The following is a 21,144-nucleotide window of genomic DNA, read 5'->3' as shown; positions in this document are numbered from 1 at the left end:
ATGATACGGAACACCACATATGCATGAAACAAAATCACACAGGAGGTATTTTTCTTGTCCAAAACCAGATTACAAATTATTCCCTTGGGAGGACTAGGGGAAATCGGAAAGAACATGACTGTCTTCCGTTACGGCGACGAAATTATCGTAATTGATGCAGGCATGGCATTTCCCGATGAAACCATGCCGGGGATTGACATCGTCATCCCCGATTTCAGCTATTTAATTGAGAACAGAGACAAGGTCAAGGCGATTCTGATCACCCATGGTCACGAAGATCACATCGGCTCCCTGTCTTATCTTTTAAGGGATGTCAAAGCGCCAGTCTATGCGACACGCCTCACCTGCGGCCTCATCGAAGGCAAGCTCAAGGAAGCGAAAGTCAATGACGCTGATCTGCACGTCGTGAAATCCGGGGACGAATTCAAAGCCGGTTCGTTCAAATTCGGATTCTTCCACGTCTGCCATTCCATTCCGGATTCCTGCGGCATCTACCTCAGAACCCCGGTCGGCACCATCGTCCACACGGGCGACTTCAAATTCGACCATTCACCGGTCGATGGAGAACAGACCGATATGTACAAACTGGCTGAGCTCGGCCACAGAGGCGTACTTGCCCTCTGCGCTGACTCCACCAATGCGCAGAACCCGGGCTACACCCCGTCCGAAGCCGTCGTCGCCAAGTCTCTCATGAGCTCCTATGCCGACGCCAAGGGCCGCATCATCCTTGCCACATTCGCATCCAACGTATCCCGTATCCAGATGGCAGTCGATGCCGCTCTGGCATTCAAGAGAAAAGTCTGCGTCTTCGGCCGCTCCATGGTCAATGTCGTAGGCATCGCCCGTGAAATGGGATACCTCAAAGCACCGGAAGGCACATTCATTGAACCGGAAGAACTCAATCGCTACAGAGACGACCGCATCTGCATCCTCACCACAGGAAGCCAGGGCGAACCGATGGCAGGCCTCTCCCGCATGGCAGACGGCAGCCACCGTCAGGTACAGATCCATGCCGGCGACACCGTCATCATCTCTGCATCCCCGATCCCGGGCAACGAAAACAGCGTAGGCCGCACCATCGACAACCTCATGCGTCTCGGCGCACACGTCGTCACCAGCCACAACACACGCGTCCACGTTTCCGGTCACGGATCCCAGGAAGACCTGAAAACCATGCTCTCCCTCGTTCATCCGAAATTCTTCATCCCCGTCCATGGCGAATACCGCATGCTCTGCAGCCATGCAGAACTCGCTGAAAGCCTTGGCGTCAAGAAACAGAACATCCTCATCGGAGAAAACGGCTCCGTCTTCGAACTCACCAACCGCAGTGCGAAGATCAATGGCAAAGTCCAGGCAGGCGCCGTATTCGTTGACGGCTTAGGCGTAGGCGACGTAGGAAATATCGTCATCAGAGACCGCCAGCAGCTTGCGCAGGACGGCGTCGTCATCGTCGTCATCGCCCTTGAAAAAGGCAGCAACCAGGTTCTCGCAGGCCCGGACATCGTTTCCAGAGGCTTCGTATACGTCAGAGACAGCGAAGGCCTCCTGACCGAAGCCAAAGACCGCATCGAATCCATCCTCGACCGCTGCGAAGCAGGCAACGTCACTGAATGGAACGCCATCAAGACCCGGATCAGAGACTCCCTCGGCAAGTACTTCTTCGACCGCACCAAGCGCAGACCGATGATCCTTCCGATCATTCAGGAAGTCAAATAAAAACAAAGAAATCCTCCGGATCCTTCCGGGGGATTTTTTGATGCATTGTTCTGGGAAAGCTGGAGCAGGCGCTTCCGGGAGGGTTTCTTCCAGCCCGCCTTTCCTCCGCAGTTTTTCATACGGATTTCCTTTCTAATTTTCATCATTGACATTTCCACGAAAAGCTTCTATACTTTTACTGACCAAGGTCAATAGCATTGCTGGGAGGTAAAAAATGGCCAGGATAAGAAAAGATCCAGAAGAACGCCGGAAAGAGCTCGTAGATATATCGGCCAGGCTGTTCAGTCAGAATGGATATGAAAAGACGATGGTACAGGATATCTGCCAGGCAGCCGGAGTCGCGAAAGGTACATTTTTCTATTATTTCCCCTCCAAGGATGCTGTATTAAAGGAAATCTTCGAGGATTGGACCTCTGATTTCATTGCTGAGTTTGTAAAGAAATCCGAATCCATGAGTGCCGTCGAAAAGCTGAATCTGTTTATGCAGATGTCTGCCCGGGAAAACGTCATCGAGCCATTGTTCGATCAGCTCTGGAAGGAGCAGTACAAGGATCTTGTCACGCAGCTCTGGCAGCGTGTCATCATCAATCGTTTCAATCCCCTGCTCCGTGAAATGATTGCTCAGGGAAACAGGGAAGGCTCCATGCATGTAGAACATACAGAGGAGTGTCTGGATTTCTTCTGGGCTCTGACGGACGGTATCTGGCCTGATGATACGCAGGAAACCATGACGGATGAAAGCATGAAAATCCGCGTCACGATTGCCGTGAAACTTTTCGAGCAGCTTCTGGGCATGGAAAAAGGGACCCTGTCTCCCTTCACAGATACGCAGGAGATCGGATCCTGACCCAATATACATCAAAAGGATGTGCATATGCTCATCCTTATTTATTTTCAGTTGTTACTGACCCAAGTCAATAAAGGAGAACGCGATGAAAAATCATAAAGTGCGGCTGCTGATGCTGGGGCTGATGCTCCTCGTATTGCTTACGATGGCATGGCGGATATTTGGAAAAGAAGATGAAGCTTCCACGAACATGCCCCTTTCCGTTTCAAGAGATACAGTAAAACTTACAACGAAACCTTCTATCAAACCTCTTCCAGGAAACGTCGAAGGTCTCACTTCCGCTATTATAAGCAGCCGTTTTTCCGGCCATGTCACCAATGTCCTGGTCGAGGACGGACAATCCGTAGAAGCCGGACAGCCTCTTTTCGTGATGGACTCCGTGGAACTCCGCAACAATCTGCGTGTCGCCCAGAACAATGTGAACCAGACGCGGGCCAGGTACAACAATGATGAGGATGAATATGAAAGATATGCTTCTCTGTACGAAAAGGGCGCCTGCTCCCGCCAGCAGCTTGAAAGTTACCACACAAAGATGCTTGCCAGCCAGGCGGACTACGATTCCGCCGAAGCCAATTTAAGCAGCGCCAGAAAGCAGGTAGCCGATGCCACCGTTGTAAGTCCCGTTTCCGGCGTCATTGCCAATAAGAACCTGACCTCCGGGCAGAACGTATCAGACGGCTCGCAGGTCATGACCGTCGAAGAGCTCGATGCCGTCCATATCGTCATCCAGGTGGAGCAGCGGGATATGGCATACCTTCACATGGGAAACAGCGTCAATATCACGGTGGATACATATCCGGACAAAGTTTTCACGGGCCATGTCAATGTGATCAGCCCCGTTGCCGGCAAGGAAAGCCGCATGTTCCAGGTGAAAATCAAGGTGGATAATCCAGGCCAGCTTTTAAAGCCGGGGATGTTTGTCCAGGCGCAGGTCAAGCTCGGCGAGCCCAGGCAGGTCCTCTCCGTCCCGATACGGTCTGTCCTTGGCCAGAAGGGCATCCGGTATGTCTTTACGGAAGAAAATGGAAAGGCAAAGAAGGTCCGTGTAGAAACCGGTGATATTATCGGTGATCGTATAGAAATCACAAAGGGCGCCTCTGAAAACATGGTCATCCTGACGGATAATCTGGACATGCTGAAAGACGGGAGCCCGCTGCAGCAGGGAGAAGCGCAATGAATTTACCTGAAATCAGCATCAGGCGCCCTGTCTTCGCGACGGTCATACTGGCCGCGCTCATCCTGATGGGCATCCTGAACTACTCAAAAATGAATGTCAATGAAATGCCTGATACGAGTTTCCCCTATGTTTCGGTATCCATTACCTATGAGGGAGCGCAGCCGGAACAGGTCGATTCGCAAGTCACCGAGAAGGTCGAAGAGGCTGTCAGCGAAGCAAAAGGCGTCAAGCATATCGAGTCCGTTTCCAGGGAAGGCGAATCCGAGGTCAATGTGGAATTCAATTTCGGCATCGATCCTTCCCAGGCCGCACAGGATGTCAGGGACAAGGTCAGCGCCATACGCGGCGATCTTCCTGATTCCGTCAAGGAGCCTGTCATTTCCCGTTATGACATGAATGCGCAGCCTGTCATTTCTGTCGCAATTACTTCAGAAACGGCAAGCCTGCGCGAGATCAGCGTCTTCGTGGAAGACGTAGTGAAGCCGCGCCTTCAGAAGATCAACGGCGTCGGCCAGCTCACGATCAATGGCCAGCAGAAAAGGGAAATCCAGCTCTTGCTGGATCAGGACCAGATGAATTCCTTCGGCCTTTCTGCTGCTGAAGTCGGCGAGCAGCTCAAACTCGTCAATCAGGATGTGCCTGCCGGAAATCTCAAGGACAGCCGGCAGCAGATTTCCGTGCGCACTGCCGGCAATTTCGATCATGTCCGCCAGTTTGATTCCGTCATCGTCGGCACCCGTGACAATACGCCCATTTACTTCTGGCAGATCGGGAGCGTTGCGGATACCATCAAGGATGTCACATCGACGGCCCGCTATGACGGGAAGCCCGCCATCGGCATTTCCATCGGAAAGCAGTCGGGCGGCAATGCCGTCAGTGTAGCGACAGACGTCAAGAAGGCTCTCAGGGAAATTTCTGCTGAGATGCCGCAGGGCATGGAACTCCATATCATCAAGGATGATGCATCGCGTATTTCCGAATCGATTACAGAAGTATGGTTCGACCTTTTCATCGGGAGCATCTTTGCCGTCCTGATTGTCTTCTGGTTCCTGGGCGACTGGCGCAGCACCGTCATCAGCGCCCTCGCCATCCCTGCCTCGATTGCATCAACCTTTTCTTTCATGAAGCTGGCCGGGTTCTCCATCAACAGCATGTCCCTTCTCGGGCTGTCGCTTTCCGTCGGGCTTCTCATCGATGATGCCATCGTCGTGATTGAAAACATCATCCGCCACCGCCAGATGGGAAAAGATGCGAGGACGGCTGCCATCGACGGCACAAAGGAAATCGCGCTGGCTGTCATGGCAACGACCTTCACTGTCGCCGCCGTCTTCCTTCCCGTCGGCTTCATGTCAGGAATCGACGGGCAGATATTCAAGGAATTCGGGCTTTCGATCGCTTTTGCCGTCATACTCTCCCTCTTTGTATCTTTTACCCTCACTCCGATGATGGCAGCCCTCTACCTCCCGGTCGGAGAGCCGTCCATGCCCAGATTCCTGAAAAAGCCCTGGCTCTTATGGCAGCGCGGTTTCAGACGTCTGACGAAATGGTATGCAAAGACGCTCCGCCTGCTTCTTCGCGGATACCGGTATCGTGTCATCGGGGCTGCCCTTAGCCTTTTCCTGATCAGCCTCTGTCTCCTTCCCATGCTGGGTTCGACATTCCTGCCTTCAACGGACCAGTCGCAATTCACGATAAAGGTACAGGCGCCTTCGGATGCCACGGTAGAGGAAATAGATAAGCAGACCGCTTTGCTTACTTCCGTTCTGGAGAAATCGCCTGAAATCAGCCATGTGTATGCATATGCCGCCAATCGCGAAGAAAATTTCTTCATCCAGCTGACTCCGAAAAAGAAGCGCAGCCATTCCCAGAAGGAAGTCATCCGGGATATCCGCCGGAAGCTGAATGCAATCCCCGGTGTACGCGCCGATTTCATCGAAAGCGAAGACAAGCCAATCGCCATTTCCATCACAGGTCCTTCCCAGTCAGAGCTTGTCCCCCTGGCCGACCATCTGCAGGAAAAGCTTGAAAAGATTCCAGGCGTCGTAGACATAGCATCGACGTACCATGCGGGTCTTCCCAAGCTGAACCTTACGCTCAATGAAGACCGTGCGAGCGATCTCGGCATTTCCTCTAGCGCACTGGGAAGCACCATGCATACGCTGCTGAACGGTTCAACCATCGGACAGTTCGACGACAAGGATGAACGGGTGGATATCCGCATGCGTCTTACAGGCGGTGAGCGGAGCCATGCAGATATGCTTAAGAAGGTATATGTGCCAAGCGATCACGAATCAGGCGGCCATCCGCTTCTTGTCCCGCTGTCCCAGGCCGCGGGCTGGCAATACTCCACCAGCGCCAGCGACGTCCGCTGTTATGACCGGCAAAAGGAAATCCGCCTTTCTGCCAATGTCGATGGCACATCTATGGGCGAGGCAAACGAGCAGTTTTTCGAGAGCATCGAAAAGATCCAGCTTCCTGCCGGATATGCTGTCGGGCAGGCCGGTGCAGGAAACGACATGGACGATTCCTTCTCCAATATGGCAATGGCGCTCGCCCTGGCGGTTGCTTTCATTTTCATGATCCTGGCCGCCCAATTCGAAAGTTACAGCGAGCCTTTTGCCATCATGTTCTCCCTCCCTCTTGCCATGATCGGCGCTCTGGCAGGCCTCTTCATCGCGGGGAGCGAACTGAGCCTGGTTTCTCTCATCGGTATCATGATGCTGATGGGTCTTGTCACGAAGAATGCCATCCTTCTTATTGATTTTGCCAAGAAGCGCATGCAGGCTGGATTATCCTGCGAAGAAGCGCTCGTTGAGGCCGGCACCATCCGTCTCCGCCCTATCCTCATGACGAGTATCGCCATGATTTTCGGCATGCTCCCCATTGCCTTAGGTATCGGCCCCGGTGCTGAAACCCGCGCTCCGATGGCACATGCCATCATCGGAGGCGTCACCACGTCCACCCTTCTTACGCTCGTCGTTGTTCCTGTGATTTATGACCTGATCCATCATTGGAAACAAAAAGATAAAAAGTAAGACATTCCTGACCTGATTCGCCGCGGACCTTCTTCCACGCTGCCGGACGGGACGCCCGAATTCTCCACAAAAAAAGAGTCATGAAGATGAATGTTCATTTTCATGGCTCTTTTACATTTATATTCCAACTCACAGTCCTTCAATGATTGCAAGGATCTTTTTGAGGACTTCTTCTTCACTTCCGTGGTTGCCTATGATAGTATCGGCGGCATTCCGGTAGAGGGTGATTCGTTCCTGATAAAGGTCGTAGACTTTCTGGGGGCCGTCTTTGAGGAGCGGGCGTTTTTCTACTTCTACGTCGCTGGCAATATCTTTGGCGTCGCGATCAAGGAAGAAGATGTGGCCGTTTTTCTTGAGGTTCTCTATGTTGACCTCTCTTTTGATGACGCCGCCTCCGGTGGCTATGACGAGGTTTTCTTTTTCGGAGAGGTCCCGGATGGTCCTTTCTTCAGCGTCGCGGAAGGCGTCTTCGGAAATGGCGAAGAGGGAGGCGATGGTTCTTCCTTCTTTTTCCTCAAGATAGTCATCGGCATCGATGAAGGGGCGGCCGAGTCTTTCGGCGATGGCTTTGCCGAAGGTAGTCTTGCCGCTTCCGGGCATGCCAATCAGGATGATGTTCCTCATAGGCCTGCCTTCTTTTCTCTGGCCTTTTCTGCTTCGACGCGTTCTTTCTGGAGCTGTTTCATTTCTTCGACGATTTCCATGGCGACGAATTCGGGAATATCATGGCCGAGCCAGATTTCTTCGGCGCGGATGGCCTGCATGACGAGCATGTAGAGGCCGTTCGACTTGTCGGCATTCATGGCATCGGAGAGGAGTTTTGTCTCGGAGGGGTTGTAGATGAGGTCGATGACCTTGTCGAAGCGTTCAGCGACCTCGGCAGGCACGGGGGAGAAGCCTGCTTTCGGGTACATGCCTACGGGGGTGGCATTGACGAGGAGGTAGCCGTCTTCCTGATTGAGGATGCTGTAGTCGATGATGAGGCAGTCTCTCTTTTCTGCAAATTCCTGGAAGGATTCATCGACGGCCTCAGGGCAGCGGCTGACGATGAGGATGGCGCCTGCGCCTCTGTCGTGGAGGCACTGGACGACGGCGCGCGAGGCTCCGCCATGGCCCATGACGAAGACTTTCTTGTTTTTGACGTCGGCTGCTATTTTGTCGAGCGTTCTGGCAAAGCCATCATAGTCGGTGTTGTAGCCGTATCTTTTGCCGTCACGGACAGCGACGGTATTGACAGCGCCGATGGTCCTCGCTTCAGGGGATATTTCGTCCAGAAACGGCATGATATCCGTCTTGTAAGGGATGGTGACGTTGAAACCGTCCATGTTTTCAAGGAGGGATTCGACGGTATCATTCAGATTCATTCTGGCAATGGGAAGCAGGTTGTAGGTGCCGCGGATGCCCAGTTTTTCAAAAATCTTCTGATGTATTTCAGGGGAAAGGCTGTGTCCCAGCTTTTCTCCGATAAGCCCAAGTTTCATCGCAGCTCCTTTCTTTCCTCTTCACTGATACAGGAAGGATAGTTTCCCAGTATTTTGAAATAGGTGCACATCGATTCGAGGCCTTTCAGCGTGTGCTGGTTGGACGGGTCCATGAGCCGGCCGGTGACGTCGATGTGGAAGAAATATTCGAAAGGCCGCCCTGCCATGGGACGGGATTCGAGGTGTGTCATGTTCATGCCGCCGTAAAAGAAGTAGCCAAGGACGTGGTAAAGGGCCCCCGGCTCGTGGCGTACGGCAATGACGAGGGTGATCTTGTCGGACTTTTCCGTGATTTCCATGTGCGGCCCGATGACGAAGAAGCAGGTGCAGTTGCTGTCGTTGAAGAAAATATTTTCCTTCAGGATGGAAAGGCCGTACAGCTTGGCAGCAGCCCTTCCTGCGACAGCCGCCTGGTTCTTCTTCCCGTCCTCTGCGACCTTCTCGGCGCTCCTTGAGGTCGAGAAATACGGCTTCAGCGTCCAGTCCCTGTGCTCATTGAAGAAGGGACGGCACTGGGCAAAGCCCTGCGGATGCGAGTAGACGGTGTCGATATCCTCGATCGTCGCGCCCGGCACGCCCAAAAGGTTGTGCTCGATCTTGATCAGCTGCTCGCCGACGACGGCGCAGTCATACTTCATGATGAGGTCATAGACTTCGGTGATGCCGCCGGTCGAGGAGTTCTCGATGGGGACGACGCCGTAATCGATGGCGCCTTCGGAGACGGCTTTGAGGACGTCTTCAAAGAGCGGGTAGTAGTGCTCTTCTCTCTCCCTTTCACCGAACTGGCGCTCCATGGCTTCATACGTGTAGGATCCCTTCGCGCCGTAGCATCCGACGCGGAGTTTTTTCATTTCATCGGCCATAGTGGTACCTCCTTCCCGTGAGAAGCAGGTCCAGAAGGACGAAGGCAGCGGCATTCTCGACGACAGGAATGGCGCGCGTGACGATGCAGGGGTCATGGCGTCCGCCGATCGAAAGCATCGTGTCCTCTTTCTTGGAAATATCGACTGTCTCCTGCCGTTTTCCGATGGAGGCCGTCGGCTTGATCGTGACGGTGAAGCGGAGCGGGTTCCCGTTGGAAATGCCGCCCAGGACGCCGCCGTTATGATTCGTGATCGTCTTCACTTTCCCGTTTTCATAGCGCATGGGGTCATTTGCTTCCGAGCCTCTCATGCCGGCGAGCGTTTCTCCGTCGCCAAAGGAAATGGATTTCACGGCCGGAATGGAAAATGCCATGTACGCCATTTCGCTTTCGAGGGAATCAAAGAAAGGTTCGCCCATGCCGACAGGAAGGCCGATGGCCATGCATTCGATCTGTCCGCCGACGGAGTCCCCTTCCTTCTGTGCGGCAAGGATGGCTTCTTCCATCGCTGCCCCCTGCTCGCCGTCAATGACGGGAAGGCGCATGGAGGAAAGTTTCTCAAAAAGATCCCGTTCTTCGCCCATCGGGTCGAAGGGGAAATCCATAATGCCTGCGACGGAAAGCGCATGGGCGCCGATCACGATGCCCTCCTTGGCAAGGATCTGCCTGGCAATCGCGCCGGCAAAGGTGAGGGGCGCGGTGATGCGTCCGGAGAAGTGGCCGCCTCCCCTGTAATCATTGTATCCGTCATATTTCACATGGCCCGTGTAGTCGGCATGGCCCGGGCGCATGGCATCCTTCAGGCGGCTGTAGTCCTTCGAATGCTGATCGCCGTTCCTGATCTGCATCGCAAGGGAATCCCCTTCCGTATGCCCGTCAAAGTAACCGGAAAGGATTTCGAATTCATCCTTTTCCTTCCTTGGCGTTGAGAGAGGCGAAGAACCCGGAGCGCGGCGGCGCATTTCAAAGGAGACCTTGTCCCAGTCGATGGTAATCCCGGCAGGAAGGCCGTCGATGACACAGCCGATGGCGGTCCCGTGGGATTCGCCGAAAATGGTGAGATGAAGCGTGTTTCCGAATGTATTTCCCATTAGCCCTCCTTATTCTTTGATGACTTCAGGCGGAATGCGGGAAATCGAGGCCAAATCGTCCCAGAAGCCCGGGTACGACTTGGCGACGGCTTCGGCGCCTTTGATGATGAGCGGTTCCTTGCAGCGGGGCGAGATGGAGGCAAGAGCCATGGCGATGCGGTGGTCGTTCCAGGAGGAAACGGTGCCTCCGGTAAGGGCCGGCACGCCTTCAATGATAAGGCCGCTCTTCGTTTCTTCTACCATCGCGCCGATCTTATTCAGCTCGACAGCCATTGCATGGAGGCGGTCAGATTCCTTCAGGCGGACGCGGGCTGCATTGACGATTTCCGTCTTTCCTTTGCTGACAGAAACCAGCGCCGCCAGAACGGGAACGAGATCCGGACAGTCCCTGGCATCGATCACCGTTCCCTCTGTCTGGCACTCGACGGCAATGATGTCGTCATGCTCGAAAGCAAGGAATGCATTCATGCGGATCAGAATATCGAGGATCGCGCGGTCGCCCTGACGGGAATTTCTTGTGAGCCCCTTCAGCTTGACCGTCCCTCCGGAAAGTCCGGCTGCGAGCCAGAAAGCAGCCTGCGAGTAGTCGCCTTCGACAACGGTGTCTGCCGGCTCGTACTCCTGCGGGCCGAAGACTTCATAATGGCCTGCCCGGCGGAGCGTCAGCGCGATATTTCTCTTCCTCATCGTGTCGATCGTCATATTGATGTAGCCTTCCGACTCGACTTCAGTCGTGCTTTCCAAAGCGGAGCCTCCTTCAAGGAGCGGAAGGATGAAGAGGATGCCCGTGAAGAACTGCGAGCTCACATTTCCCGGGAGCTCGAAAAGGCCTCCTTCCCATTTCCCTTCAACGGTCAGTGGAAGGCCGCCGGATTCAGCCTGGTATGTGATGCCTTTTTCATCGAAAAGATCGTAGTAAGGCGTGAGCGGTCTTTCAGACAGGCGCCCGCGGCCGGTCCACTGGACGCGGTTTCCTGAATAAATGCCGATCGGGATGAGGAAACGAAGCGTCGAGCCTGATTCGCCGGCATCGGCGATGATTGTCCCTTCCTGCTTTTTGAGGCCGCCCGTGACATGGATGAGGGTTTCTTTCTCTCCTTTTTCCACATCGATGACAGCGCCGAACTGGCGGAGGATGCGGATGGTCGCTTCGATGTCTTTGGACATGGTGACGTTCCGGAGTATCGACGAACCTTGGGCAAGCGCGGAGGCGATGAGCTCCCTGTGTGTCATGCTCTTTGACGCGGGAACGTGGATCGTGCCGTCCAATGTCTGCGGTGTGATTTTGATAATCATGATGCACCTGCTATTCTGTGACGATGTATTTCTCAAGCTCTGCCGTCTTCACTTTGAGGAGGTGAGCTTTTCCAATCTTATCCAGTACGACGAGGGTGATTTCTCCGCCGCGCCGCTTCTTGTCATGCATGATCTGCGGGATAAGCTCCAGAGCAGGGACAGCAATCGAAGTCGGAAGGGAGAGATGACGGACGGCGCGGATGACGCGTTCTGCCGTTCCCTTCTCCGTGATGCCCAGCTTTTCCGTCTGCTCAGTCAGAAGGCACATGCCGATCGCAACGCCTTCGCCGTGGGTGTAGGTCGAGTAGTTGAAATACCTTTCGATGGCATGGCCGATCGTATGGCCGAAGTTCAGCATCTGACGGCTGCCATTGTCGTAGCGGTCTTCCTCGACGAATTTCTTCTTCTGAAGGACGCTCCTAAGGATGATTTCCTCCATATGATTCCGGAGATCTTCTTCGCTTCCGATATTTTCCAGAAGCTCGAAGAGTTCGGGATCGCCGATGCATCCGTATTTCAGGGCTTCTGCGAGGCCGTCATGGACGTAGCGCGTGGGAAGTGTATCGAGGAGATCGGGGTCGATGAAGACGCCCTTTGGCTGGTAGAAAGCACCCGCCAGATTCTTGCCGCCGGGAAGGTCGATGGCGACTTTTCCGCCGACCGAGCTGTCGATCTGCGCAAGAATCGTCGTCGGCACCTGGAAGAAGGGTACGCCCCTCATGTAGGAGGCCGCCGCAAATCCGCCAAGATCGCCCGGGACGCCGCCCGAGAAGGTGACGATCGCATCGTCCCTGGAAAGGTTGAAGTCGCAGAGCTCATTGTAGACGCCTTCGAGGACGTGGATATTCTTATTCTCCTCGCCGGCCGGCATTTCAATGATGCGCACGTGAAAATCGCCCTGCTGCAGGGATTCGCGGATCTTGTCCCCGTAAATCGCCTGGACATGGTTGTCCGTGATGACGGCGATCTTCTGCGCCTTCGTCAGTTTCCTGATCTTTTCCCCGATATGAGGAAGAAGCCCTCTTTCGATTTCAATCTTGTACGATTCTTTCCCTAGATCCATATTTACTACTGCCATGGCTGTCCCATTCCCTTCTTCTCCGGCCCGCTTCCGAAAGGAAGGTCCGTATGCTGTCTTCATTCTTTTCTTCGATGGCACGCCGCAGCGTTTCAAGCGCTGCCTCGAACCGTTCGATTTCTGTAAGGACATTTTCCCTGTTCGACAGGAAAAGCGATGTCCAGAGTTCTTCATTGATATCTGCCACGCGCGTCTCGTCCCTGAAGGAGCCGCCGGTGAAGCGGTTCGTGTCCTTCCTGTAGGAGGCGCTGTTCATCAGAGCCGCTGCCGCTGCGTGGGGCAGGTCGCTCGTGTATGCGATGATCTCATCATGCTCATGGGCCGTCACGGCCGGAGCATGCGCGCATCCAAGCGCCCTGATCATCTCTTCGATGAGTGCGACATTTTCCTTCCTGTTTGATCGCCTGGGGATCACGATGTAATTCGCGCCCTTGAAAATATCTGCCGATGCCTGTGAAAGGCCTGCGCCTTCCCTGCCGCACATGGGGTGTCCGGAAATGAAATCCTGCGTCGGAAGGATCAAAGACTCTGCAATGTCTGCAAAGCCGTCCTTGACGCCTGCGATATCGGTCAGGATGGCATCCCTGGCAAGAAGAGAAAGATTCTCTTCCAGGAATGCTTTCGTCGCTTTCTCCGGCGTGCAGAAGACGATGATCCTGCACTCTTTGAGATCCTTTGGATCTGCGGAATCGATGATTCCCATCCGGAGCGCTTCTTCCGCACTCTTCGTGCGGTTGATCCCGATAACCCTGTTTCCGATTTCCTTGAACCGTTTGGCGAAAGAACCTCCCATAAGGCCCAGCCCGATGACGCCGACGGTAATCTTGCTGAAGTCACTTGTACTCATATTCTCCCTTTTCTTTCTGCCTGACTATGAAATTCACTGATTCTTACTCTATTGTATACGAAAATGAAAATCCGTGGAAATAGTATTTTTTCCTGTTCTGCTCTGCTTCTATATTTATTTTTATACTATATATACTGCGGATTTCCTTCTGCTATGGATTTTCTTCTTACAGTTCACGTCCGACGATCGGTGCGATTTCGCGGAGCTTCTTCATCATATGGTCGAAGGTCTCCGGCGTGATGGATTCAGCGCCGTCGCACCATGCATTTTCCGGATCGTTGTGGACTTCGCACATGATGCCGTCTGCGCCGGCTGCAATGGCTGCCATGGCCATGGATTCGACCATCCATCTCTTGCCCGTCGCATGGCTGGGATCGACGATGATCGGCAGGTGGCTCATGCGCTTCACGGCGGCGATGGCGGAAAGGTCGAGCGTATTTCTTGTCGCCTTTTCGAAGGTGCGGATGCCTCTTTCACAGAGGATGACATTGTGGTTGCCCTCGCTCATGATGTATTCGGCGCTCATCAGCCATTCCTCGATCGTGGCTGACATCCCTCTCTTCAGGAGGACCGGCACATTCAGACGGCCGACGGCTTTCAGAAGGTCGAAGTTCTGCATGTTTCTGGCGCCGATCTGGATGAGATCGATCTTCTTTTCAAGGAAGGTGCCGATCTTGTCTGCGCTCATGAGCTCAGTGACGACAGGAAGGTCATTGTCACGGGCGGCCGAGAGGAGAAGGTCGAGACCTTTTTCACCGAGTCCCTGGAAAGAGTACGGGGAGGTCCTTGGCTTGAATGCGCCGCCGCGAAGGATGGCTGCGCCGGATTTCTTCACTTCTTTCGCAATGCCGTGGATCTGCTCGGGCGTTTCAATCGAGCAGGGTCCTGCCATGACGACGAGCTTCTTTCCGCCGACCTTGACGCCGGAGACATCGACGATCGTGTCCTCCGGATGGAAAGCGCGGCTCGCTCTCTTGTACGGCTCCTGCACGCGCATGACGCGGTCGACCCATTCGTGGCCCATGAAATCCCTCTCATCCAGGGCCGATGTGTCTCCCACAAGTCCCAGTACGACTTTTCTTGACCCGGTGCTCTTGTCGATCTGGAATCCTCTGTCCTCGAGAGATTTCACCATACGTTCAATTTCCAGTGCCAGTGTGTTTTCCTTCATAACGATAATCATAATAATCCTCCTTGCCCCTTGGGCGCTCCATCCGCTTCTGCGGTTTCTTTGGTCTTGCTCTATGCTTCCATCCTGCTTCCGGGTAATAAAAAAAGGACAGGCTCTCCTGAGTCTGTCCTGATCGTCCGGTAAAGGGTAGGGTTATGGCTCATGAGACGGGTACGCTAAATAGCCGCGGGTAAAGTAATAACCGCGGTAATAAACGTATGCTGCTGCCATAGCTGCCTGTCTCATGATGACCCCTCCCTTCTTAGATGTTGGCTTAGTATAGGCTGATTTGGGAAATCCTGTCAAATAGTATGCATAAATCGCATGAAATATTTATCATATGCCGCACAAGGCATGGAAATCAGTTTCCTGAACGGATTGTTTCCTACGGGACGTCGAGTTCTCGCCCACGTATATCGACCGTTTTAGATTGAAAAAATGACTCATTTAAGTTAGAATATTATTAAAGGAAATTGCCCGATTTCTCAAAGGAGACCGGGCTTTTTGCTGAACAAGCAAAAGGAACAAGAACCTCATGACGAATTCATATAACAAAACTTACTTGAAAATCGCGCTGCCTGCCGCCTTTGAAGGGCTCTTCATGATCCTTCTCGCTTCGACAGACCTCATCATGGTCGGCACGCTCGGAGCTCTCCCGATCGCAGCAGTCAGCATTTTCGCCCAGCCAAGACTCGTGCTCCTATGCTTCTCAAGATCGCTGGCCTCCTCTGTGACGCTCCTTGTCTCAAGGAAAGCAGACGAAGCAGGAAAAGAGGCATCTTCTTCCATCATGAAGAAATCCCTCACTGTCTGCGCGCTCCTTCTTGGCCTGCTCCACATCCTTTTCTTCCTTTTCCTGGAAGATATCCTCTACCTCATGGGAGCGACATCGGATTACATTTCTCTGGCCATGGACTACAGCGTCCCGGCCCTCATTGCGACATACTTCACCTCGCTGACGCTGATCCTTCAGGCCGTGCAGCTCGGCTATGGCAAGACGGCTGTCATCATGAATACGAACGTGGCAGGAAATATCATCAATGTCATGCTGAACTTCGTCCTGATCTTCGGCATCGGCCCCGTCCCGGCCATGGGAGTCGCCGGTGCGGCGATCGGCACTGTCTTTGCCACCCTCTTTACTCTCATTGCGACAACACTGGTCCTGAAGAACGATCAGTTCTTCGCAGAAGGATCCTATGTCCCTGACAAAGATTATTTCCGCCAGATCCTTCCGATCTTCGGCAGTATCTTAAGCGAACAGGGCAGCGAAAGAGCCGGCATGGTCATCTTCTCCCGCATGGCGGCAGGCCTCGGCCCCATTCCTTTTGCCATCCACAGCGTCTGCATGAATATCTGCGACATTTACTGGGACTTCATCACGGGCTTCGGCAAGGCAAGCATGGTCACCGCCGGACAGTCCTGCGGCCGCGGCAGTGAAGAAGACTGGAAAGCCTACAAGAAGAGTGGCATGCGCCTTTCCTTCTACATGTCCTGTGCTGTTTTTCTCCTGACGCTCATTTTCAGGAATGAAATCTTCACCATCTACTCCGGCGACGGCATCGCGCCTGAAGCCGCTTCCATCATCATGATCTTCGTCGCCTTCGTTTCCTTCCCGGAAGCCTACGGCATCATCGGATCTTCTATCCTGCGCGGCAGCGGAAGGACGGCGGAAGTCGCTGCTTACTCCTTCTTCTCCGTGACGCTCCTGCGCCCAATCATGACCGGCCTCTTCCTCTACGGCTTCGGCCTCGGCCTCACCGGCGTATGGATGGCACTCGTCCTCGACCAGATGATCCGCGCCACCTGCGCAGGCTATTTCATGAGGAAACTCAAAGCCCGCGGCTGGGACAGGATCCTCGCCGACATGGCTTAATATGGCACAGCATTTACGCCCATTTCATGGGCGTTTTTTCTTTCTTCATGCTATAATGAAAGCAAAGAGAGCATACTTGAAGGAGGAACGGATTATGGAAAAAATCCACATCAATCTGGGAAGCGATTCCTACGACGTCCACATTGAAAACGGACTGATCGACAAAGCAGGCTCCGCCATCGCGGACCTGACCGGCGCTGAAAAAGCAGCCGTCATCACAGAAGACACTATCGACAAGCTGTACGGCATGCGTCTCGTCAGCTCACTGGAAAAAGCAGGCATCAAGGCGAAAATGATCGTCGTGCCCGGGACGGAAAAATCCCGCTCCCTTCCGATCGTCAACAGCATCTACGGAGCGCTGGCAGACTTCGGCCTTGGAAATGACGATATCCTGATTGCATTGGGCGGCCGCATCGTCGGCGACGTCACCGGATTTGCAGCAGCTACCTGGCACAGGGGCGTGCGCTACATCCAGTTCCCGACATCCGTCCTCTCGCAGATCGGAAGCGCCATCGGCGGAAAGGTCACACTGGACATCACAGCCGGCAAGAACCTCGTAGGCATGTTCTACCAGCCTGCTGCCGTCTACATCGACCCCTCCATGGCGAAATCCCTCCCGCGCCGCTACCTCCACAACGGGCTTGGCGAAGCCGTGAAACTGGGCTGCGTCGCTGACAAGGACCTCTTCGAACTCTTCGAAAAAGCAGGCTCTGACATGGACATCCTCCGCGTCCTTCCGGAAATCATCCAGAGATGCGTAGCCATCAAAGCCCACTATGTAGAAATCGACCCGGGTGCGAAAGGCGAACGCCGCATCCTTGACTTCGGCCACACTATCGGAGGCGCCATCGAACGCTGCTACCGCTATGATGATGCCAAAATCACCCACGGCGAAGCCACAGCCATCGGCATGAACCTCATGACCCGCCGCTCTGAACTCCTGGGCCTCACAGAACAGGGCACCTCAGAACGCCTTGAATACGTCCTGAAATCCCTCTCCCTTCCGACGACCGTCAACATCCCGGATGAAATCCTCACTGCCCAGATGTACAAAGACAAACGCATCACCGAAGGAAAAATCCAGCTGACACTCCTCAAGAGAATCGGAGAAGGCTTCCTCCACACCGTACCCGTCGAAGAACTTCCAAGGTACGTGAAGACGAAATAAGAAATCAAAGAAAGGAGCCGTGAAAACGAGTGATCGTCATTCACAGCTCCTTTTGTGTTAGTCTTTTATCAAAAAGGATCTGATATTTTGGAAATCCGTGTACTCCGTTATTTTCTTGCCGTCGCGCAGGAAGGAAGCGTGACGAGGGCGGCGCAGGCACTGCACCTGACGCAGCCGACGCTTTCCCGCCAGATCAGGGAGCTCGAAGAAGAACTCGGGCAGACGCTTTTCTCAAGAGGCGGGCGCGAGCTGTCTTTGACACGCGAAGGACTGCTCCTCCGGCAGCGGGCTGAGGAAATCGTGGGCCTGGCCGAGATCACGGAGAAGGAATTCCGTTCCCTTGGCGAGAAGACAGTAAGCGGCGACCTTTCGATCGGCTGTGGGGAAAGCAAAGCGCTGTCCTTCGTGACAGATGCACTGAAGTCACTGCAGGATGAGCATCCGCTGATCATTCCTCACTTCTTCAGCGGAAACGGAGAAATCGTCATGGACCGCCTCGACAAGGGCCTTCTCGATTTCGCCGTCCTCATGGGCGCGGAAAATACTGAGCGGTACTACTCCCTCCCTCTTCCCAACCATGACACATGGGGCCTTCTCATGAGCAAGGATGATACGATGGCACAAAAGAAGGCCATCACGGCAGAAGATCTTCTGGATATCCCGCTCATCCTTTCCTCCCAGTCGCTCTCCCGCGACGAGCTTTCCGGCTGGCTCGGATTTCCCATGAGCCGCCTCCACATCGCCGCGACGTACACGCTCCTTTTCAACGGCTCCCTCATGGTCCGCTCGGGCCTGGGCTATGCCCTCTGCTTCGACCACATAGCACCGTCAGGAAAGGACAGTCCCTTCGCCTTCCGTCCTCTCTCGCCGCTCCTCACCTCGCCCCTTTCCCTTGTCTGGAAAAAGCATCAGATCCTATCCGCCCCGGCAGAAGCCTTCCTCGCAAAGATCCGGGAAGCAGGGGAGAAATAATAAAAACGCTGTGAAATCACGATTCGATTTCACAGCGTTTTTTATTAGGTTCATACGCAAAACCACACAACCGGCTTGCAGCCGATGGAACTTCACCCCTTCAGCTGCTCCGCATCAGCTCCCCCGTGGGGGCGCCTTTCGAAATCACGATTCGATTTCACGGCGTTTTTTATTGGTCTGCTTAAAATCCTATTTCCTCAGTCCTTCAGGTACTTGGTGAAGAATTCGGTCAGTTTGTTCCACGGGATAAGGTCGGTCTTGTCGTAGAGGTCGACGTGGCCTGCGCCTTTGACGTAGTAGAGTTCCTTCGGTTCCTTGGCTCTTCTGTATGCGTCTTCGCTGAATTCCTTGGAATGCGCTTTGTCGCCTGTGATGAAGAGCATCGGACGAGGAGAAATGGTGTCAATGTCTTCAAACGGGTAGAAGTTCATGAACTTCACGTTGCTGACGAGTGTCGGATGCGTGGTGTGTTCCGGATCTTCGCCGGGGGTGGTGTAGGAGCCGCGGGTGGTGCGGTAGAAATCATAGAATTCCTTCTGGATCGGATTCGTATCCGCATCGATGGCATGGGTCGTGCCGCTGGTATACGCGGTCGGTGCACCATCGACTTCTGCCCAGCGTTCCTTGGCTGCTGCCTCAAGCACTGCCTTTCTCTGCTCGATACTCTGGGATTTATTCAGGCCCCAGCGGTTGGCATTGCCCATGTTGTACATGCTGACGGTCGCAACGGCCTTGATGCGCGGATCGATCTTGGCTGCGCTGATAACGAAGCTGCCGCTTCCGCAGATGCCAAGGACGCCGATCTTGTCACGATTGACGAAGCCCTGTGTCCCCAGGTAATCGACAGCGGCACTGAAGTCTTCAGCATAGGTGTCAGGATTGACGCTGTTTCTCGGTGTTCCTGCGCTCTGTCCCCAGTAAGAAAGGTCGATGGCGAGAGTGACGAAGCCCTTCTCTGCCATTTTCTGTGCGTAAAGATCCGAGCTCTGTTCCTTGACAGCGCCCATCGGATGTCCGACGACGATAGCCGGCAGCTTTTCGCCTGCTTTCAGATTCTTCGGCACGAAAAGATTTCCTGCGACCTTCATGTCATAGATATTGTTGAAGAAAACGGTCGTCTTCGTGACCTTGTCACTCTTGTAGAAATTGTCCGGATGACCGGCTGTATCTGTCGCTTCCGGCGTTACCTTCGGCAATGGTGCAAAGAAATCTGCGGCCTGTGCCTGTCCGCCAAGACCGAGAAGAAATGCGGCAGTACCGCAGCAAATCAAAAATTTCATCTTATTCATTTTAATTGACTACCCCTCCCTGGAGCAATGCGAAACGGCTTTCAGAATTGGCCGTCCGCCAGAATATACAAAATGCGCTGATGACGGCAAAAGCCATGCCGCCCCAGACGATTGAAGCTGTTCCCGCGCGGTCGATCAAGAGTCCGCAGAACATCGAAGCCGCCATCGTCCCGATATTGGCCGCCGTCAGGAAAAGCCCGTTGGCAAAAGCCTTCGCCTCCGGAGCCGCTGTTGTCAGCCAGTACTGGTTCATATTGGCGTTCACGCCGCCCGCAATCCCCCAGAAAAGGATGAGAGCCGGCATGAGAATCGCGGAATGCCCGGCAAAAAGCATCACCGCATAAATCGCAAGAATCACAAAAGGAAATGCCTGTACGGAAGAAACCGGCCAGCGGATGATGATTCTGCCTGAGAAATAGCTTCCGATGACATTGGCGATCCCGTACACGAAGAGAAGCGCGGAAACCATCGCGCCGTCCAGCATCGTCACGCGGCCCAGATAATCAGCGAGGTAAGAGAATACGCCGAATACCGAACCATTCATGAAGACGACCGCCAGAAGCGCCTGCCAGACGACAGGTTTCTTCAGTACAGAAAGCTGGCTCCCGTACCCCGGTACATGTGCAACCGGCATCGAAGGAATCCAGAACACGGTGGCCACGAAAGCCAGAGCCGTCACCGCCGCAAAGAAGAGCAGCGATGCTTCCAGCGAGAACGCCGAAGCCAGGAAATTGCTGACCGGGACCCCGACAACCATGCCTGCCGCCGTACCGATCATGACCTTCCCCACCGCATCAGGCCCCTCTCCGGGAGGCGCCGCATCCGCTGCCGCCGCAAACGCCAGCGAGCAGTAGACAGGATGGAAGAAAGCAGGAATGATCCTGGCAGCCAGAAGGACATCAAACGAAGTCGTGAAAGCGGAAATCAAATTGGCAATGACGAAAACCGCCAGCACGAAGAGCATCACATACTTCCGGTTGAACCGCGAGAAAAGCAGCGGCATCGTAGGTCCCGCCCCTGCCACGACAAGAGCAAAAAGACTCACCAGAAGTCCGGCCTTCGAAACCGTCACACCGAACGTCTCCGAAATCGCCGGAAGAATCCCGATCACGCCCATCTCCGTATTCAGAATTCCGAACACACCGACAGCCAGTATGAAAAGAAAAACACGAAGCTGTTTCATAAATACCCCCTTTTGACATATAGTATATCTTCCATATATATTTGATAGCAAATACCTA

At 54.0% G+C, this 21,144-nt stretch carries 17 protein-coding genes; 7 read left to right on the top strand and 10 right to left on the bottom strand.

Annotation, left to right across the window (positions count from 1 at the left end; genetic code table 11):
- Positions 1 to 54: 54 nt before the first annotated feature.
- From OIM03_01950 to OIM03_01935, 4 genes are all read left to right on the top strand, one after another.
- Positions 55 to 1,716: a ribonuclease J gene (locus OIM03_01950; protein HJI73036.1), complete on the top strand. Its 1,662-nt coding sequence runs from the start codon at positions 55 to 57 to the stop codon at positions 1,714 to 1,716.
- Between the two features lie 214 nt (positions 1,717 to 1,930).
- A complete protein-coding gene (locus OIM03_01945) occupies positions 1,931 to 2,563 on the top strand; it encodes a TetR/AcrR family transcriptional regulator (protein HJI73035.1) in 633 nt (210 codons plus the stop codon).
- An 85-nt stretch (positions 2,564 to 2,648) separates the two neighbouring features.
- Complete coding sequence (locus OIM03_01940; protein HJI73034.1) at positions 2,649 to 3,740, top strand: efflux RND transporter periplasmic adaptor subunit; 1,092 nt, start codon at positions 2,649 to 2,651, stop codon at positions 3,738 to 3,740.
- Positions 3,737 to 6,775, top strand: coding sequence for an efflux RND transporter permease subunit (locus OIM03_01935; protein HJI73033.1), 3,039 nt, complete (start codon positions 3,737 to 3,739; stop codon positions 6,773 to 6,775). The genes OIM03_01940 and OIM03_01935 overlap by 4 nt, the downstream gene beginning before the upstream one ends.
- Before the next feature lie 129 nt (positions 6,776 to 6,904).
- Here OIM03_01935 and OIM03_01930 read toward each other — a convergent pair whose 3' ends face one another.
- The 8 genes from OIM03_01930 to aroF all read right to left on the bottom strand — a co-directional run bounded on the left by OIM03_01930 (position 6,905) and on the right by aroF (position 14,613).
- Positions 6,905 to 7,399 (bottom strand): shikimate kinase, encoded by a 495-nt coding sequence (locus OIM03_01930; GenBank protein ID HJI73032.1) that lies wholly within the window; start codon positions 7,397 to 7,399, stop codon positions 6,905 to 6,907.
- Positions 7,396 to 8,256: a shikimate dehydrogenase gene (locus OIM03_01925; protein HJI73031.1), complete on the bottom strand. Its 861-nt coding sequence runs from the start codon at positions 8,254 to 8,256 to the stop codon at positions 7,396 to 7,398. The genes OIM03_01930 and OIM03_01925 overlap by 4 nt, the downstream gene beginning before the upstream one ends.
- Positions 8,253 to 9,119 carry a prephenate dehydratase gene (gene pheA / locus OIM03_01920; GenBank protein ID HJI73030.1) on the bottom strand — a complete coding sequence of 289 codons (867 nt, stop codon included), beginning with the start codon at positions 9,117 to 9,119 and terminating at the stop codon, positions 8,253 to 8,255. Before pheA ends, OIM03_01925 begins: the two co-directional genes overlap by 4 nt.
- On the bottom strand, positions 9,109 to 10,209 hold the full coding sequence (gene aroC, locus OIM03_01915; protein ID HJI73029.1) for a chorismate synthase: 1,101 nt from the start codon (positions 10,207 to 10,209) through the stop codon (positions 9,109 to 9,111). The genes pheA and aroC overlap by 11 nt, the downstream gene beginning before the upstream one ends.
- Before the next feature lie 9 nt (positions 10,210 to 10,218).
- Entirely contained in the window at positions 10,219 to 11,505 is a 1,287-nt protein-coding gene (aroA, locus tag OIM03_01910; protein HJI73028.1) for a 3-phosphoshikimate 1-carboxyvinyltransferase, read from the bottom strand.
- A gap of 10 nt (positions 11,506 to 11,515) precedes the next feature.
- Positions 11,516 to 12,583 (bottom strand): 3-dehydroquinate synthase, encoded by a 1,068-nt coding sequence (aroB, locus tag OIM03_01905; GenBank protein ID HJI73027.1) that lies wholly within the window; start codon positions 12,581 to 12,583, stop codon positions 11,516 to 11,518.
- Entirely contained in the window at positions 12,537 to 13,430 is an 894-nt protein-coding gene (locus tag OIM03_01900; GenBank protein ID HJI73026.1) for a prephenate dehydrogenase, read from the bottom strand. The genes aroB and OIM03_01900 overlap by 47 nt, the downstream gene beginning before the upstream one ends.
- 166 nt (positions 13,431 to 13,596) lie before the next feature.
- Positions 13,597 to 14,613 (bottom strand): 3-deoxy-7-phosphoheptulonate synthase, encoded by a 1,017-nt coding sequence (aroF, locus tag OIM03_01895; GenBank protein HJI73025.1) that lies wholly within the window; start codon positions 14,611 to 14,613, stop codon positions 13,597 to 13,599.
- Positions 14,614 to 15,136: 523 nt separating this feature from the next.
- Here aroF and OIM03_01890 point away from each other — a divergent pair.
- The 3 genes from OIM03_01890 to OIM03_01880 all read left to right on the top strand — a co-directional run bounded on the left by OIM03_01890 (position 15,137) and on the right by OIM03_01880 (position 18,614).
- Positions 15,137 to 16,474, top strand: a complete 1,338-nt coding sequence (locus tag OIM03_01890; GenBank protein HJI73024.1) for an MATE family efflux transporter — start codon at positions 15,137 to 15,139, stop codon at positions 16,472 to 16,474.
- 94 nt (positions 16,475 to 16,568) lie between these two features.
- On the top strand, positions 16,569 to 17,642 hold the full coding sequence (locus OIM03_01885; GenBank protein HJI73023.1) for a 3-dehydroquinate synthase: 1,074 nt from the start codon (positions 16,569 to 16,571) through the stop codon (positions 17,640 to 17,642).
- 87 nt (positions 17,643 to 17,729) lie between these two features.
- Entirely contained in the window at positions 17,730 to 18,614 is an 885-nt protein-coding gene (locus OIM03_01880) for a LysR family transcriptional regulator (GenBank protein ID HJI73022.1), read from the top strand.
- Positions 18,615 to 18,811: 197 nt separating this feature from the next.
- Here the strand turns inward: OIM03_01880 and OIM03_01875 are convergent, their stop codons facing one another.
- Together OIM03_01875 and OIM03_01870 are read right to left on the bottom strand one after the other, a co-directional pair.
- Positions 18,812 to 19,894 carry an alpha/beta hydrolase gene (locus OIM03_01875; GenBank protein ID HJI73021.1) on the bottom strand — a complete coding sequence of 361 codons (1,083 nt, stop codon included), beginning with the start codon at positions 19,892 to 19,894 and terminating at the stop codon, positions 18,812 to 18,814.
- A gap of 10 nt (positions 19,895 to 19,904) precedes the next feature.
- Entirely contained in the window at positions 19,905 to 21,086 is a 1,182-nt protein-coding gene (locus OIM03_01870) for an MFS transporter (protein ID HJI73020.1), read from the bottom strand.
- Positions 21,087 to 21,144: the final 58 nt, after the last annotated feature.

The organism is Veillonellaceae bacterium (assembly GCA_025992895.1).
GTDB lineage: Bacteria > Bacillota > Negativicutes > Veillonellales > Dialisteraceae > Dialister.
Note: the sequence above shows the minus strand (reverse complement) of the source record. Positions and strands in the feature narration are given on the sequence as shown.